The organism is Pseudomonas sp. MS646 (assembly GCF_036693845.1).
Lineage (GTDB): Bacteria > Pseudomonadota > Gammaproteobacteria > Pseudomonadales > Pseudomonadaceae > Aquipseudomonas > Aquipseudomonas chlororaphis_E.
Map to the genome: position 1 here is coordinate 5,261,764 of NZ_CP144763.1, position 15,952 is coordinate 5,277,715.

The following is a 15,952-nucleotide window of genomic DNA, read 5'->3' on the forward strand; positions in this document are numbered from 1 at the left end:
CCCTTGCCTCTCACTGTATTTGCCGCCACATGATGCGACGGCTGCCGCCGACGGTCTTTTCCAGCAGGTTGGTGATACCACCGCTGGAGTCATTCACAACCATGTTGGTGGCCCCGCTGGCGCTGACGACGGCGCTCAAGGTCGGGATGCCACCGGTGAAAACGACGCCGGCGGAAATCGTATCGAGGTTGCTGAGGGCGCCGTCATTGTTGGTATCGAGCACCGCATAGTTGAGCATCTTACCGTTGAACGCACTCAACTCGATCAGTTTGCCGGTCCCGAAGCTCGCGCAGGGGTCGGTGGTGTCCACGGCGGCCGTGGTGAAGACCACGCGCCCGAGCACCAGGTTGGCCGAGTTGATCACCCGCTCCCCGGTCAAGACGTTGTTGTACACCAGGGGCAAGTACCAACCCTTTTTCGAGGGGTAGGCCACATCGTTCTGGCTGGTGGTCACGAACTGCCCCGTACTGCCGGAAAACACCCCGGTGATGGCCTGGGCCTGCAGGTTCGAGACGGTGATCTGCCCCCCTCCGCCGACAGCATCCCAGATCGAGTAGAAGCCCTGTAGATCCTTGTTGAGCTTGTCTGCCGTCTCATTGAACTTGCCGGTGCCGAAGAACACCTGGGTCCCGCCTTGGGGGTTGTCCGCCAGCAACGGCTGCACGGTGATGGGCTGGGTAGCGCCCCCCGGTGCGGTGAACAAGGGTTGGCCGGCAAACGCCAGCCCCCAGGCCGTCGGGGAGGTGGCGCTGAGGTCGAACTTCCACATCCGCCCCTTCAGGTCACCACCGTAGGCAGCCTGCACGACGTTCTGGGAGTTGACCCGAAGCTTGACCGACGACAGGCCGTTGTCGGTCTCGCTGCTGTTGATGACGATCTTCCTGATCAGCGAGCCGTCGCGGATATCCACCACATACAGCGCCGCCACGCCGCTGTTGCTGCCATAACCGTTGGAAATGAACGCGGCCCAGCGCCCGTCCGCCAGGCGCGCCACTTCGGGACGGGCATAGGCGTAGCCCAGGTCATTGAAGACGTTGGCCGTGCTGGCCACGGCCGGCGCACTGATTTCCCACAAGGCCCGATACACATTACCCGCCGCCGCGTCGAACAATTGAACCGCATAGAACGTCCTGCCCCCCGCCCCGGTGCCGCCCAGGGCCACGGTCTTCCAGGCAGTTCCCGACTGCGTATCGAACACGCCAATCTGCCCGTCCACCAGGAAGTCGTGGCTGACACCATTGATGTAGTTGGGGTCCGCGATGCCCTGCAACGACGGCAGCACGCTCGACGGCATGTACGCATAGCGCCGCGTGCCGTTGGCACTGTTGATGACGCTGAAGAAACCGTCGTTGGCGTTCACCACCAGGCTGCTGCTCATGTTGGTCGCCTTGGTCGCCAGGTAAGTGCTGTAGCTGGTGTCGTTCAGCAGGTCCGCGGCGGTCTGGTCATTGGGCGAGGCCAGCACCAGCGGCGAGTTGATGATGTCCCCCAGCAACACGCTGCGCACCTTGAGCCCGGTCTTGTTGACGCCCTTGCTCCACTCCACCAGGTCATTGCCGGTGATGCCCGTGGGCAGGTTCTGGTTGAGGCTGGTTTGCTGGGCCGGTGAAAAGTTGGCGTAGGAAAGGGTCACGGGCACATTGGTCGCGGTGTTCCAGGATTGATAGGTCGGGGCCGTGGCACCGGGCACGATGGCGGTGTCGGTGGTCCACTGCACCGCCGCCGAATCGACCGTGCCCGCCGACGTGAAGCCGAATGCGCGGATGGTGCCGCGCCAATCCTTGGGGTCGTAGGTGGTCTGGTAGAAGCTGGAGGTGCTGGACAACGAGGCGCCGTTGGTGGCGCCACCGCCGCCCGAACCGGCCTTGGAGGTAATGTCGCTCAAGGCCGAGGACAGCGCCGAGCTCAGGCCTTCGCTGTCGGTCGCCTGGTAGTACTTGCCGGCGCCATAGCGGGCGGCATCGGACAGCATCTGGTTGGTCGCCGTGAACCCGACCGTGTAGGTGTTGAGGTATTGCCGGGGGAAGTCGGCGGCATTCCAGCTCTTGCCGGTGGCGTCGGTGCCGGTGGAGCGCATGTCGATGTCGAAGGCGAACTTGGCAATGTCATCCAGGTACAGGGTGTCGCCTTCGCCATCGCCGTTGGGGTTGTCGCCGTCGTTGGTGCTGATCCCGTCCCAGTTCGGCAGCCGGGGACCACCCGTAGCCGTCGCCTGCGGGTCATTGGTGGGGAACGTCCGGTCATAGGTGGGCAAGCCGTCGGTGATCACCACGCCGAAGTTTTTTTGGCACCGATACTGGATCGGGCTGGTGTAGGTGGTCGGCGTGCTGTTGTGGTAAGGCGCCATGCCCCTGAAATAGCGGGTGATCTCGTAGTAGCTCTCGGCCAACGGCGTATTTGCCACCGCGCCCAGGGCGTTGATGGCGCTGGTCAGCGCGGTGTAGTTGGTATTGGCCTGGGCTTGGGTGACACTGCCGCTGACCGGCGACAGGTCGCTGACCGAACGGGCGATATAGCCGCCGGGACCGGAGTTGGTGCTGTTGGGCGGGTTGAAGGTGGCCAGGCCGATGCGCAGGGCGCGGTTGCTGGCCACCAGGTCGGTGGAGACGTTCCGGGCCACGTTGATGCGATAGTCATTGGGGATGGTGCCGGTGGTGAAATCACGGTTCGAGCCGTTGGCGAGGGTCAGCAGGTAGGACAGGTATTTGGTGGTGTAGCGGGTATCGCCCCCACCCACCGGGTCCGGCAACCGCAGGCAGACCCGGCTGAGGATGTTGCGGTAGAAACCGACCCAGCCGCTCGAGCAACCACCGCGCAACAAGCTCGACAGCAAGACATTCCCGTCATCGGGGTCCAGTTGCTGGCCGCCGAAGCAACTGCTGCTCGAGTTGCAGTTGTAGATAAGCGGCCGTGAAACCTCCGGATCGAACCCCGACGCCCAGATGATGCTGTTCATGCTCCCCGAATCGTCGATCAGCAGCATCACGTTCGGCGTCACCGCCCCCGCACTCAACAGTGGCGAATCCGACGGCGTGAAAGCGTAGGCCGGGGCCGCCAGGTAAAGGCCGAGCAGCGCGCCCCACAAGGCCTGCCGCCAGCCGCGACGCCCCTCAGTATTTCGCATAGATGCTCTCCACCACGCTGCGCTGGTTGTTCCCCACCACCGCCACCGCCGTGATCCGATACAGCGTCGCCGAAGTATTGCTGGGTACGTTGACCGCCGTGAGCGTGGTGCCGATGTTCTGTACGCCATAGAAGCCTGCGCCGGCGGCGACCCAGGTCACCCCCGAGGTGGAATTGCGCCCGGCGGCCGTCACGGTTGCCGACTCGGCCGGTGGCGCACATTGGGTCGCGGTGGTACACACTGCCAGCGAATAAGTGTCGACCTGCACCGCGCTCTCGCCCATCCGCAGCGCCGCCTCGGCGATCTGGAACGACTGGTTGCGCAGCATGACGCTGCTGGTCATTTTTTCCTGGAGCGTGGCGCTCTGCATGGACGACAGCCCGATCAGGGTCAACAGCAGCAGAAACACCAGGCTGACCAGCAAAGCCATGCCACGTTGTCGATGTTTGATTGGAATCGATTTCATGGGCTTGCCCTTTACAACAGCCGGTTGCGCAAGGCGGCAACCACGTTGAAGGTTTGCTCGCGCACCGCGTTTCGCGGATCGAAAAGCGTCAGGCTCAGGCGCACGCTGCGGATCAGTGCCGGGTCGGCCGGGTTGCTGCTGTAGCTGGACGCCGCGATGTCCGAGGCACTGCCGGCCACGCCGAAGGTCACGCTGAACGTGCGCACGTTATCCACCAGCACCGCCATGGGCGGGTTGGCAGGACCGCCGGCTGTCTGGACGCCCATCAGCAGTTGGTTGTTGCTGTAGCTGTAGATCAATCGCCTGATCGGAAACGCGATTTGCCCGGCCGCAGGCGCCCGCACGCCCGTGTAGGCGGTGGCCGAGGTGCGACAGTCGGAAACCACGGTCCAGGTGGGCGCCCCGCCGCCACTGCCCACGTCCGCCGTCACCAGGGTCAACTTCAGGTTGGCGTTGTCCCAACGGATCGGCGTGATCTGGCTGGCATTGAAATCCCCGGCGGCGGACGCGTCGGTGATGCTCCCCAGGCAACCGAACATCCCCACCATGCGCAGCTCCTGGACCATTTTGCTCAAGGCGAACCGCGCATCCTCCTGCATCACCGCCGCCGCCCCCTGGCTGACGTAGGTGTTCTTCGCGGCGATGAAGATCTGCACGACCCCCAGCACGACGATCAGGCTGAGCACCAGCGCGATCATCAGCTCGATCAGGCCGAAACCCCGGCTGCGCCCGTTCATGGCGCCGGCGTCGCGATCGGGTCGACGGCGACACGGCTGGTCAGCACGAAGCTGCGCCGCGCGTCGGCCGCGTTGGTGGTGTTGGCGGCCCTCGCATCGTCCCAGGAAATGGTGATGGTGTAGACGCGCTGGTTCAGGGCGACGGTGCCGGTGGCCGTGGCGCCGCCAAAGGCGATGATGTTGGTCTTGAAGTCGTAGAGGTCCTGGTCCCGCGCCACATTGAGGTTTGGCGCGCTGGGCGGCGTGACGGTGTAGTCCGCGCCGGAGTTGGCGCGTATGCGGTCCAGCAGGTCATAGGCGATGAAACTGGCCTGGCTGGTCATGCGCGAGCTGTCGGTGTACTTGAGGGCGTTGAGCTGAATCATCGCGGCGCCCAACAAGCCCACGCCGAGAATCAACACCGCCACCAGCACCTCGATCAGGGTCATGCCCTCCTGTGCGCGTCTACTGCAATCCTTCATCCGCAACTTCCACCCAATACGATTCTTCCGTTGAGGCAAACATTCAGCGTCCTGCTCTGTGTTCCCCGCACATAATTGAAACCCACCGGCGTGGCCGGTGCCGATAATCCGCCCAGGTTGTTGAAATCAATCGCGGTCACGTCTGAGGTTAGCGTCAGAGTCGCGCCACCGCCCATCGCTGGAACAACCCGCAATACATTGGCCGGCGTGCCCGTACTGTCATACACCGTCAGTTCGCCGTTCCAGGCGCTGCCCAGCACCGTGGGGCGAATCCTGATGGTGGTGCCCCGGTCGATGGCCTCCATCCGGGCGAAGTTCAACGCCCGACGCAGGTCGCCGATCTCGGTATCGGCCCGGGTGCCCTGCATTGAACTGGTGAAGGCCGGCACCGCCAGGGTGATGAGGATCAGCATGACGCCAAGGGTTACCAGCACCTCGATCAGCGTGAAACCTTTTGTACGAAGATCCATCGATGCCCTCTGCCGCCGTCGGCTATACCTGCTTTTACAAAGCTAGAACAAACAGCCGCAGCATGCGTAACGCTGATCAACTGTGGCGAGGGGATTTATCCCCGTTGGGCTGCGAAGCAGCCCCAATGAAGCTGATCACCGTTGCGACCTGATGCACGGCTGCGTTTGGTTTGGGGCTGCTACGCAGCCCAACGGGGATAAATCCCCTCGCCACAACTCACCAGCCTCAGAACCGTTTTCACGCACTCCAGGGAGGAGGCAACATGCACCAACAGGGGTTCAGCCTGATCGAGCTGCTCATGGGACTGGCAATTGCCGCGATTGTTCTGCCGTGGGCCAGTTCCGGCTACAAAGCGCTCATCGAATCCATCGAACGCAAGGACGCCGCCCGGTTACTGGCCAGTGGCTTGCGCACTGCGCGAAGCGAAGCCATCACCCGTAACCGGACGGTGGCGATCAGAGGGATAGACAATGACTGGAGCAAAGGGTGGCAAATCATTCTGGACGGCGATGACCAGGCGCTGCTGACACAGCGCAGCAACGGGGCTCGCATCATGGGTAACTGGGCGATGAAAGGGTCGGTCAGGTTCGCCTTCCATGGCCAGGCGGTATGGCCCAGCGGGGCCTTTCATTCGGGAACGCTATACGTCTGTGGCAAACACGACTCGATCAGCCACCATCAAGTGGTGCTCGCGCCCTCAGGGCGCGTGAGCCTGCGCAGCGAGGTCGCCGAGCAGGCCGCGTGCGAAAAGCGCTTAAAGCAGCGAGCGGACGCGTAGTTCCTTGGGCATGGAGAACGTGATGTTTTCCTCGCGGCCGGCCAGTTCATCGGCACCTGTAGCGCCCCAGGCCTGCAATTGCTGGATCACCCCACGCACCAGCACCTCGGGGGCCGACGCACCGGCGGTGATACCGATGCGCTCGACACCGTCGAACCAACTGCGCTGCAGGTCCTCGGCACCGTCGATCAGGTAGGCCGGCGTGGACATGCGCTCGGCCAGCTCGCGCAAGCGGTTGGAGTTGGAGCTGTTCGGACTGCCGACGACCAACACCACGTCGCACTCGTTGGCCAATTGCTTGACCGCGTCCTGGCGATTCTGGGTGGCGTAGCAGATGTCATCCTTGCGCGGCCCGCCGATGGCCGGGAAACGCGAGCGCAGGGCGTCGATCACGCGGCTGGTATCGTCCATGGACAGCGTGGTCTGGGTGACGAAGGCCAGGCTCTCGGGGTTGCGGACCTGCAGGGCAGCCACGTCGTCCTCGTCCTCGACCAGGTAGATCGCGCCGCCATTGCTGGCATCGTACTGACCCATGGTGCCCTCGACTTCCGGGTGGCCCTCGTGGCCGATCAGGATGCATTCGCGACCGTCACGGCTGTAGCGCGCCACTTCGATGTGCACCTTGGTCACCAACGGGCACGTCGCGTCGAACACCTTCAGGCCACGGCCGGCGGCTTCGGTGCGTACGGCCTGGGAAACCCCGTGGGCACTGAAGATCACGATGACGTCGTCCGGCACCTGGTCCAGTTCCTCGACGAAGATGGCCCCGCGGCTGCGCAGGTCTTCGACGACGAATTTGTTGTGGACCACTTCGTGGCGCACATAGATCGGCGGACCGAAAACTTCCAGGGCGCGGTTGACGATTTCGATCGCCCGGTCCACACCGGCGCAGAAGCCACGGGGGTTGGCGAGTTTGATTTGCATGCTGTGCCTCGTGTCTGGCCTGTTGATCGAACGAAGGGCTCGAACACAATGGAAATACCTTGTGGGAGCGGGCTTGCTCGCGAAGAGGACCTGACATCCAACATTGATGTTGGCTGACAGACCGTATTCGCGAGCAAGCCCGCTCCCACACTTGACCGCATCCGGCCAGTTACAGAGCCTTGACCTCAAGAATTTCCACTTCGAAATTCAAGGTCTTGCCCGCCAGGGGATGGTTGAAATCCACGGTCACCTGGGCGTCGTCGAAAGCCTTCACCACGCCCGGCAGTTCGGTGTTGGCCGCGTCATTGAAGATCACCAGCAGCCCCTCCGACAGCTCCATGTCCTGGAACTGGGAGCGTGGCATGGTCTGCACGTTCTGTGGATTGGGCTGACCAAAGGCGTTTTCCGGGGCAACGATCACGGTGCGCTTGTCGCCGGCCTTGAAACCGAAGATCGCCGCCTCGAAGCCTGGCAACAGGTTGCCATCACCGACCTTGAACACCGCCGGGGCCTTGTCGAAAGTGCTGTCGACGGTGTCGCCGTTTTCCAGGTGCAGGGCAAAGTGCAGCTTCACTTCGGTGTTTTGAGCGATACGCTGCTCAGTCATGGACGGCTTCTCCGGTTTTCTTGCTCTTGAACATGTCCAGGGCGAGCATGATCGCGCCCACGGTGATGGCGCTGTCGGCAAAGTTGAACGCCGGGAAGTACCAGCGGTTCTGCCAATGCACCAGGATGAAATCGATCACGTGGCCCAAGGCGATGCGGTCATAGAGATTGCCCAGGGCGCCGCCGAGAACCAGTGCCAGCGCCACCGCCAGCCAGGTTTCATCGCGGCCCAGGCGCTTGAGCCAGACCACCAGCACCGCGCTGACCACGATGGCAATCAAAGCGAACAGCCAGCGCTGCCAGCCCGAACTGTCGGCCAGGAAGCTGAACGCCGCCCCCGTGTTGTAGGCCAGCGTCCAGCTGAAGTAGTCGGGAATGACCACGATCTGCTGGTACATGGTCAACGAGCTTTCAAAGTAGAACTTGCTGGCCTGGTCGATGACCAGCACCAGCACGCTCAACCAGAGCCAGCCCAGCCGTCCGAAACGGCCCGCTGCGTTAGGCATAGTGGCGAACCTCACCGGTGCCGCTGATGTTGTCGACACAACGACCGCAGATTTCCGGATGCTCCGGGTTCACGCCGACGTCTTCGCGGCAGTGCCAGCAACGGGCGCACTTGACGAAGCTCGACTTGACCACCTTGAGCTTCAGGCCCGCCACTTCGGTGACCACGGCATCGGCCGGGGCCTGCACCAACGGGGCGACGCTGGCGGTGGAGGTGATCAGCACGAAGCGCAGTTCGTTGCCCAACTTGGCCAGGTCGGTCCCCAGGGATTCCTCGGCATAGAGGGTCACTTCGGCTTGCAGGTTGCCACCGACGGCCTTGGCCGCACGCTGGATTTCCATTTCCTTGTTGACCGCCGCCTTGACCGCCATGACGCGATCCCAATAGGCACGGTCCAGCTCGAAGCCTTGCGGCAGTTCGGTCAGGCCTTCGTACCAGGTGTTGAGCATCACCGATTCGTTACGCTCGCCCGGCAGATATTGCCACAGCTCGTCGGCGGTAAACGCCAGGATCGGCGCGATCCAGCGCACCAGCGCCTCGCTGATGTGGAACAGCGCGGTCTGGCACGAGCGACGCGCCTTGCTGTTGGCGCCGGTGGTGTACTGGCGGTCCTTGATGATGTCGAGGTAGAAACCGCCCAGCTCCTGCACGCAGAAGTTGTGGATCTTCGAGTAGACGTTCCAGAAGCGGTATTCGCCGTAGTGCTCCTGCAATTCGCGTTGCAGCAGCAGGGTACGGTCCACGGCCCAACGGTCCAGGGCCAGCATGTCTTCGGCCGGCAGCAGGTCGGTGGCCGGGTTGAAGCCGGTCAGGTTCGACAGCAGGAAGCGCGCGGTATTACGGATGCGCCGGTAGGCGTCCGCACTGCGCTGCAGGATCTGGTCGGACACCGCCATCTCGCCGGAATAGTCGGTGGAGGCCACCCACAGGCGCATGATGTCGGCGCCCAGGGTGTCGTTGACCTTCTGCGGCGCGATCACGTTGCCCAGGGACTTGGACATCTTGCGGCCGGCTTCGTCGACGGTGAAACCGTGGGTCAGCAACTCGCGATACGGCGCGTGGTTGTCGATGGCGCAACCGGTCAGCAAGGACGAGTGGAACCAGCCGCGATGCTGGTCCGAGCCTTCCAGGTAGAGGTCGGCACGCGGGCCGCTCTCATGGCCCATCGGGTGCGAACCGCGCAGCACGTGCCAGTGGGTGGTGCCGGAGTCGAACCAGACGTCCAGGGTGTCGCTGATCTTGTCGTACAGCGGCGCTTCGTCGCCCAGCAGCTCCGCGGCGTCCATCTTGAACCAGGCTTCGATGCCTTCGACTTCGACGCGCTTGGCCACCTCTTCCATCAGTTCGACGGTGCGCGGGTGCAGCTCACCGCTTTCCTTGTTCAGGAAGAACGGGATCGGCACGCCCCAGTTGCGCTGGCGGGAGATGCACCAGTCCGGACGGTTGGCGATCATCGAGTGCAGGCGCGCCTGGCCCCAGGCCGGGACGAACTTAGTGTCTTCGATGGCCTTGAGCGAGCGCTGGCGCAGGGTGTCGCCGCTGGCCGGCTGTTTGTCCATGCCGATGAACCACTGCGCGGTGGCGCGGTAGATCAGCGGGGTCTTGTGGCGCCAGCAGTGCATGTAGCTGTGCTCGATGACGGTGGTGTGCAGCAGCGCACCGACTTCGGTCAGCTTGTCGACGATGGCTGGGTTGGCTTTCCAGATGAACTGGCCGCCAAAGAACGCCAGCGACGGCGCGTACACGCCATTGCTCTGGACCGGATTGAGGATGTCGTCGTTGACCATGCCGTACTTCTTGCAGGTCACGAAGTCATCCACGCCATAGGCCGGCGCGGAGTGAACCACACCGGTGCCGGCGCCCAGTTCCACGTAGTCGGCCAGGTACACCGGCGACAGGCGATCATAGAACGGGTGACGGAAGTTGATCAGTTCCAGCGCCGAACCCGGGGCAGTGGCCAGCACCGAGCCTTCGAGGCCGTAGCGGCCCAGGCAGGACTCGACCAGTTCCTCGGCCAGCACCAGCAGCTTGTCGCCGACGTCCACCAGCGCGTAGTTGAATTCCGGATGGACGTTCAGCGCCTGGTTGGCCGGGATGGTCCACGGGGTGGTGGTCCAGATCACGATCGCGGCCGGCTTGGCCAACTGGCCCAGGCCGAACGCGGCGGCCAGCTTGTCTTCATCGGCGATCGGGAACGCCACGTCGATGGTCGACGACTTCTTGTTCTCGTACTCGACTTCCGCCTCGGCCAGGGCCGAACCGCAATCGAAGCACCAGTTCACCGGCTTGAGGCCCTTGAACACGAAACCGCCCTCGACGATTTTCGCCAAGGCACGGATTTCACCGGCTTCGTTCTTGAAGTCCATGGTCTTGTACGGATTGGCGAAGTCGCCCAGCACGCCGAGGCGGATGAATTCCGACTTCTGCCCTTCGATCTGCTCGGTGGCGTAGGCACGGCACAGCTCGCGGGTCTTGTCGGCGCCCAGGTTCTTGCCGTGGGTCACTTCCACCTTGTGTTCGATCGGCAGGCCGTGGCAATCCCAGCCCGGAACATACGGTGCGTCAAAACCCGACAGGGTCTTGGAGCGCACGATCATGTCCTTGAGAATCTTGTTCAGCGCGTGACCGATATGGATCGTGCCGTTGGCATACGGAGGGCCGTCGTGCAGGACGAACTTCGGACGATCCTTGCCAATTTCGCGCAACTTTCCGTACAGGCCAATGCTGTCCCAACGCTGCAGAATCTGTGGTTCGCGCTGAGGCAGGCCGGCCTTCATAGGGAAGGCGGTGTCCGGAAGGTTTAGCGTGGCTTTATAGTCGGTCATTTAAGGCTCTTCATTAGCGATTGGCGCTGGTTGCGACAAGGGCACGGGCGGCGGCGATATCTGCATGGATCGCCGTCTTGAGCGCCTCCAGGGAGGCAAAACGCTGCTCTTCACGCAGCTTCTGGTGGAAAACCACCGTCAAACGCCGGTCATACAGATCGCCGGCAAAATCCAGAACATGTACTTCGAGGTGGGCTTTGCCATCCCCCTGGACCGTGGGCCGTACGCCGATATTGGCGACACCGGGCCAGGCCTTGCCGTCGATCTCGACGCTGACCAGGAACACCCCGGTCAGCGGCACGCGACGGCGCTTGAGTTGCACGTTGGCAGTCGGCGTGCCCAATTGACGCGCCAGTTTCTGCCCATGCAGGATCCGCCCGGCAATCCGGTACGGACGGCCGAGCAGACGCTCGGCCAGTTCGAAGTCGGCAGCGGCCAGGGCATTGCGGACCTGGGTACTGCTCACGCGCAAGCCGTCCAGTTCGACAGTCTGCGCGGCTTCGACGGTAAAACCATGGACGCTGCCGGACTGTTGCAGGTATTCGAAATCCCCGGAACGGTCGCAGCCGAAGCGGAAATCATCACCCACTTCCAGGTGTTTCACGTCGAGACCGTCCACCAGGATGGTCTCGACGAACTCGGCGGCACTGAGCTTGCTCAGGCGCTGGTTGAAGGCCAGGCACAAGACCCGGTCGACGCCTTCGCTGGCAAGCAGTTGCAACTTGTCCCGCAGCCGGGCCAGACGGGCCGGCGCGGTGTCCGGGGCAAAAAACTCCCGCGGCTGCGGCTCGAAGATGACCACGCAGCTGGGCACGCCCAATTCCAGCGCACGCTCACGCAGCCGCGCCAGGATAGCCTGGTGGCCACGGTGGACACCGTCAAAGTTGCCAATAGTGGCGACACAGCCCCGATGCTGGGGGCGCAGGTTGTGGAGGCCTCGAACCAGCTGCATAACGCGCTTCTTGCTCATAAAGTGGCCGATTATAACCACACCCGGCGGCCGACGACAGGCAACACCGTAACCCAAAGTGCTCGAACCGACAAAACCACTGCCCGGTCCGGGTTGATCGAGGCCCCGCCCTCAGCCCAAGGCCTTGCGATTGAAGTCCCGCAGGCGGAACCCCATCAGCAGCAACATGCCGAAATACGCCACAACGCCCGCGACAACCAGCACGCCCAGGCGCAGGAAACGCTCGAGCATCTGCCCTTCGCTCCAGGCCGGCATGAAGTGCAGCGCCCCCAGCAGGACCGCCGACATCACCGCCACGGCGACCAGCAACTTGAGGCCAAACCGGCCCCAGCCCGGCTGGGGCTGATACATCTTCTGCTTGCGCAACTGATAGAACAGCAGCCCGGCATTGAGACAGGCACCGGCACTGATCGCCAAGGCCAGCCCGGCGTGGGCCAGTGGGCCGATGAGCAGGAGGTTGAACAACTGCGTCATCACCAGGGTGAACACGGCGATCTTTACCGGCGTGCGAATGTTCTGCTGAGCGTAGAACCCCGGCGCCAGCACCTTGATCACGATGATCCCGAGCAGGCCCACCGAATAGGCGATCAGCGCCCGCTGGGTCATGACGGCGTCGAAGGCATTGAACTGCCCGTACTGGAACAACGAAACCGTCAGCGGCTCGGCGAGGATACCCAGCGCCAGGGCACAAGGCAGCACCAGCACGAAGCACAGCCGCAGACCCCAATCGAGGATGCGCGAATACTCCTGGCGGTCCTGGTTGGCGTAGGTCTTGGCGAGGGTCGGCAGCAGGATGGTGCCCAAGGCCACGCCCAGCACACCGGACGGCAGCTCCATCAGACGGTCGGCGTAGTACATCCAGGACACGGAACCAGCCACTAGAAACGAGGCGAAAATCGTGTTGATGATCAGGGAAATCTGACTCACCGACACGCCGAGGATTGCCGGCAGCATCTGTTTCATCACCCGCCACACGCCGCTGTCACGCAGGTTCAGCCGGGGCAGCACCAACATGCCGATCTTTTTCAGGTGAGGCAGTTGGTACAGCAACTGCGCCAGGCCGCCCACCAGCACCGCCCAACCAAGGGCCATCACCGGCGGGTCGAAATACGGTGTCAGGAACAGCGCGAACACGATCATGCTGACGTTGAGCAAGGTCGGCACGAAGGCCGGGACGGAAAAACGGTTCCAGGTATTGAGGATCGCGCCGGCCAGGGACGACAGGGAAATCAGCAATATATAAGGGAAGGTCACCCGCAACAGGTCGGAGGTGAGCTGGAATTTCTCCGGGGTGTCGGCAAACCCCGGCGCCGTGGCCCAGATGACCCAGGGGGCGGCGAGCATGCCGGCGGCGGTGACCAGCGCCAGCACCAAGGTCAGCAGGCCAGTGACATAGGCAATGAATGTGCGGGTCGCTTCGTCGCCTTTCTGGCTCTTGTATTCCGCCAGGATCGGCACGAAGGCCTGGGAGAACGCGCCCTCGGCGAAGATCCGCCGCAGCAGGTTGGGCAGCTTGAAGGCGATGAAAAAGGCGTCGGTGGCCATTCCGGCCCCGAAAATGCGCGCGATCAGCGTATCGCGAACAAACCCCAGGACACGGGAAAGCATCGTGATAGAGCTGACGGCAGCCAACGATTTGAGCAGGTTCATGAAAAGAGTTTTTGCCTGTCGATAAACAGCAGGCGAACAACGCGCCCACTTGTGCGATACTCCGCGCCGCTAAACAGCACAGCGCCAAAGCCCGCGAGTTTACAGGTCGCACGCCGGAAAGAAATCACCCGGTGCGTAGCACCTGCCATTCAGCGGAACGTGTCACCCGCCCTTGACAAGACCTCAACTCATCGGCATGATTCGCGGCCTATTTTGTTTGCTATTTCCTAAAAAGTCTTTCGAGGAGCTCGACGGTGGCCAACTCACCTTCCGCCAAAAAACGTGCAAAACAGGCTGAGAAGCGTCGCAGCCACAACGCCAGCCTGCGTTCCATGGTCCGTACCTACATCAAGAATGTAGTTAAGGCCATCGACGCAAAAGACGCTGAAAAAGCTCAAGCTGCTTACGTTCTGGCTGTGCCAGTTATCGACCGCATGGCCGATAAAGGCATCATCCACAAGAACAAGGCTGCTCGCCATAAGAGCCGCCTGAATGGCCACGTAAAGGCCCTGAACGTTGCCGCTGCTGCCTAAGCGACGCGCTCATTAAAAAACCGACCTCAGGGTCGGTTTTTTATTGCCTGCAACTCTTCATTCAGAACATTGTGGGAGCGAGCTTGCTCGCGATGGCGGAGCATCAGACAAATCGTTGTTACTGACGCACCGCCATCGCGAGCAAGCTCGCTCCCACAGGGCTATGTGTCGATTATTGAGTACGAGCCCACGGCAGGATCGGGATCGCCGTCACCGCGTTCTGCGGGCTGCCCTCTATCACGCGATCGCTGTAGACCAGGTACACCAGCGTGTTGCGCTTCTTGTCGAGGAAACGCACCACCTGCATGGTCTTGAACACCAGCGAAGTGCGCTCCCTGAACACCTCATCGCCATCCTTGAGCTCGCCCTTGAAGCTGATCGGCCCCACCTGGCGACAAGCAATGGAGGCCTCGGCACGGTCTTCGGCCAGGCCCAGGCCACCTTTCACGCCACCAGTCTTGGCCCGCGACAGGTAGCAGGTCACGCCTTCGACCTTGGGATCGTCGAACGCCTCGACCACGATCCGGTCGTTCGGCCCGACAAACTTGAACACGGTGGATACCTGGCCGATCTCCTCGGCCGAAGCCAACAGCGGCACCGCCAGCAGCAAGCCGATCAATCCTTTTGCCAAACCCATGATTTTTCCTTAGACGAGGATCAGGTTGTCACGGTGAACCAGCTCAGGCTCCGCCATGTACCCCAACAGACCAACGATTGCATCGGACGACTGGCCGATGATTTTCTGTGCTTCCAGCGCACTGTAGTTGGCCAGGCCACGGGCGATCTCGCGACCGTCCGGCGCCACGCACACGACCATTTCGCCACGCCGGAAACTGCCTTGGACCAGCTTCACACCCACTGGCAGCAAGCTTTTGTTGCCCTGGGACAGCGCCGCGACGGCGCCCGCGTCCAGCACCAGGGTGCCACGGGTCTGCAGGTGCCCGGCCAGCCACTGCTTGCGCGCCGCCAGCATGCCGCGCTCAGGGGAAAGCAAGGTGCCGATACGCTCGCCGGCTTTCAGGCGATCCAGCACCCGCTCCAGCCGCCCACCAACGATGATTGTATGAGCCCCGGAACGCGCCGCCAGCCGCGCGGCACGCAGCTTGGTCTGCATGCCGCCGCGCCCCAGCGCGCCCCCCGTACCACCCGCCACCGCATCCAACGCCGGATCATCGGCCCGAGCTTCGTAGATCAGCTTGGCATCGGGATTGTTGCGCGGGTCGGCATCGAACATGCCGTCACGGTCGGTGAGGATCACCAGCAGGTCCGCCTCCACCAGGTTCGCCACCAGCGCGGCCAGGGTGTCGTTGTCGCCGAAACGGATCTCGTCGGTGACCACTGTGTCGTTCTCGTTGATCACCGGGATGACCTTCAACTCCACCAGCGCGCGCAAGGTGCTGCGGGCATTGAGGTAGCGCTTGCGGTCCGACAGGTCGTCATGGGTCAGCAGGATCTGCGCCGTGTGGCGACCGTGCTCGGCAAAGCTCGACTCCCAAGCCTGCACCAGGCCCATCTGGCCGATGGCGGCAGCGGCTTGCAATTCGTGCATCGCACTGGGTCGCGACGTCCAGCCCAAACGGCTCATGCCGGCCGCCACGGCACCGGAAGAAACCAACACCAGTTCGACGCCAGCCTCATGCAGGGCCACCATCTGCTCGACCCACACCGCCATGGCCTGGCGATCCAGCCCCTTGCCATCCGCCGTCAGCAGTGCGCTGCCGATCTTCACGACCCAGCGCTGCGCACCCGTCACCTTGCTCCGCATCATCTTCAACCTTTGCCAGCGGACGGCGCGACCCAGCGCCGCCCATGGGATTATTCGTATTTGCGTTCTACAGATACCAAAACGCCGCTCGAATGAGCGGCGCCTAGGAAACCGGCTTGCCGGCGATGATAACACCG

General features: G+C 62.8%; 15 protein-coding genes. 2 read left to right on the plus strand and 13 right to left on the minus strand.

Annotation, left to right across the window (positions count from 1 at the left end):
- Positions 1-10: 10 nt before the first annotated feature.
- Genes V3H56_RS23215 through V3H56_RS23235 form a run of 5 tightly spaced genes read right to left on the minus strand, consistent with a single transcriptional unit; the run spans position 11 to position 5,258 of the window.
- Complete coding sequence (locus V3H56_RS23215; RefSeq protein WP_047736283.1) at positions 11-3,124, minus strand: PilC/PilY family type IV pilus protein; 3,114 nt, start codon at positions 3,122-3,124, stop codon at positions 11-13.
- Entirely contained in the window at positions 3,111-3,590 is a 480-nt protein-coding gene (locus V3H56_RS23220) for a PilX N-terminal domain-containing pilus assembly protein (RefSeq protein ID WP_047736284.1), read from the minus strand. Before V3H56_RS23220 ends, V3H56_RS23215 begins: the two co-directional genes overlap by 14 nt.
- 11 nt (positions 3,591-3,601) lie before the next feature.
- Complete coding sequence (locus V3H56_RS23225) at positions 3,602-4,327, minus strand: prepilin-type N-terminal cleavage/methylation domain-containing protein (protein ID WP_047736285.1); 726 nt, start codon at positions 4,325-4,327, stop codon at positions 3,602-3,604.
- Positions 4,324-4,788, minus strand: a complete 465-nt coding sequence (gene pilV / locus V3H56_RS23230; protein WP_047736286.1) for a type IV pilus modification protein PilV — start codon at positions 4,786-4,788, stop codon at positions 4,324-4,326. The genes V3H56_RS23225 and pilV overlap by 4 nt, the downstream gene beginning before the upstream one ends.
- Positions 4,785-5,258: a GspH/FimT family pseudopilin gene (locus tag V3H56_RS23235; protein WP_047736287.1), complete on the minus strand. Its 474-nt coding sequence runs from the start codon at positions 5,256-5,258 to the stop codon at positions 4,785-4,787. Before V3H56_RS23235 ends, pilV begins: the two co-directional genes overlap by 4 nt.
- 263 nt (positions 5,259-5,521) lie before the next feature.
- Between V3H56_RS23235 and V3H56_RS23240 the strand changes: the two genes are divergently transcribed.
- On the plus strand, positions 5,522-6,037 hold the full coding sequence (locus V3H56_RS23240; protein ID WP_047736288.1) for a GspH/FimT family pseudopilin: 516 nt from the start codon (positions 5,522-5,524) through the stop codon (positions 6,035-6,037).
- On the opposite strand, the gene ispH is transcribed toward V3H56_RS23240, so the two are convergent.
- From ispH to murJ, 6 genes are all read right to left on the minus strand, one after another.
- On the minus strand, positions 6,014-6,961 hold the full coding sequence (gene ispH / locus V3H56_RS23245; protein WP_047736289.1) for a 4-hydroxy-3-methylbut-2-enyl diphosphate reductase: 948 nt from the start codon (positions 6,959-6,961) through the stop codon (positions 6,014-6,016). The genes V3H56_RS23240 and ispH overlap by 24 nt on opposite strands.
- A gap of 169 nt (positions 6,962-7,130) precedes the next feature.
- Positions 7,131-7,568: an FKBP-type peptidyl-prolyl cis-trans isomerase gene (gene fkpB / locus V3H56_RS23250; RefSeq protein WP_047736290.1), complete on the minus strand. Its 438-nt coding sequence runs from the start codon at positions 7,566-7,568 to the stop codon at positions 7,131-7,133.
- Entirely contained in the window at positions 7,561-8,073 is a 513-nt protein-coding gene (gene lspA, locus V3H56_RS23255) for a signal peptidase II (protein ID WP_042730788.1), read from the minus strand. Before lspA ends, fkpB begins: the two co-directional genes overlap by 8 nt.
- A complete protein-coding gene (ileS, locus tag V3H56_RS23260; protein ID WP_338473908.1) occupies positions 8,066-10,897 on the minus strand; it encodes an isoleucine--tRNA ligase in 2,832 nt (943 codons plus the stop codon). Before ileS ends, lspA begins: the two co-directional genes overlap by 8 nt.
- Before the next feature lie 13 nt (positions 10,898-10,910).
- Entirely contained in the window at positions 10,911-11,849 is a 939-nt protein-coding gene (gene ribF, locus V3H56_RS23265; RefSeq protein ID WP_042730790.1) for a bifunctional riboflavin kinase/FAD synthetase, read from the minus strand.
- Between the two features lie 129 nt (positions 11,850-11,978).
- Complete coding sequence (gene murJ, locus V3H56_RS23270; protein WP_042730791.1) at positions 11,979-13,517, minus strand: murein biosynthesis integral membrane protein MurJ; 1,539 nt, start codon at positions 13,515-13,517, stop codon at positions 11,979-11,981.
- Positions 13,518-13,771: 254 nt separating this feature from the next.
- On the opposite strand from murJ, the gene rpsT reads away from it, so the two are divergent.
- Positions 13,772-14,050: a 30S ribosomal protein S20 gene (gene rpsT, locus V3H56_RS23275; RefSeq protein ID WP_020798646.1), complete on the plus strand. Its 279-nt coding sequence runs from the start codon at positions 13,772-13,774 to the stop codon at positions 14,048-14,050.
- A gap of 172 nt (positions 14,051-14,222) precedes the next feature.
- On the opposite strand, the gene V3H56_RS23280 is transcribed toward rpsT, so the two are convergent.
- Together V3H56_RS23280 and proB are read right to left on the minus strand one after the other, a co-directional pair.
- On the minus strand, positions 14,223-14,687 hold the full coding sequence (locus V3H56_RS23280) for a CreA family protein (protein WP_042730792.1): 465 nt from the start codon (positions 14,685-14,687) through the stop codon (positions 14,223-14,225).
- Positions 14,688-14,696: 9 nt separating this feature from the next.
- Positions 14,697-15,815 carry a glutamate 5-kinase gene (gene proB / locus V3H56_RS23285; protein ID WP_003205734.1) on the minus strand — a complete coding sequence of 373 codons (1,119 nt, stop codon included), beginning with the start codon at positions 15,813-15,815 and terminating at the stop codon, positions 14,697-14,699.
- Between the last annotated feature and the right edge of the window lie 137 nt (positions 15,816-15,952).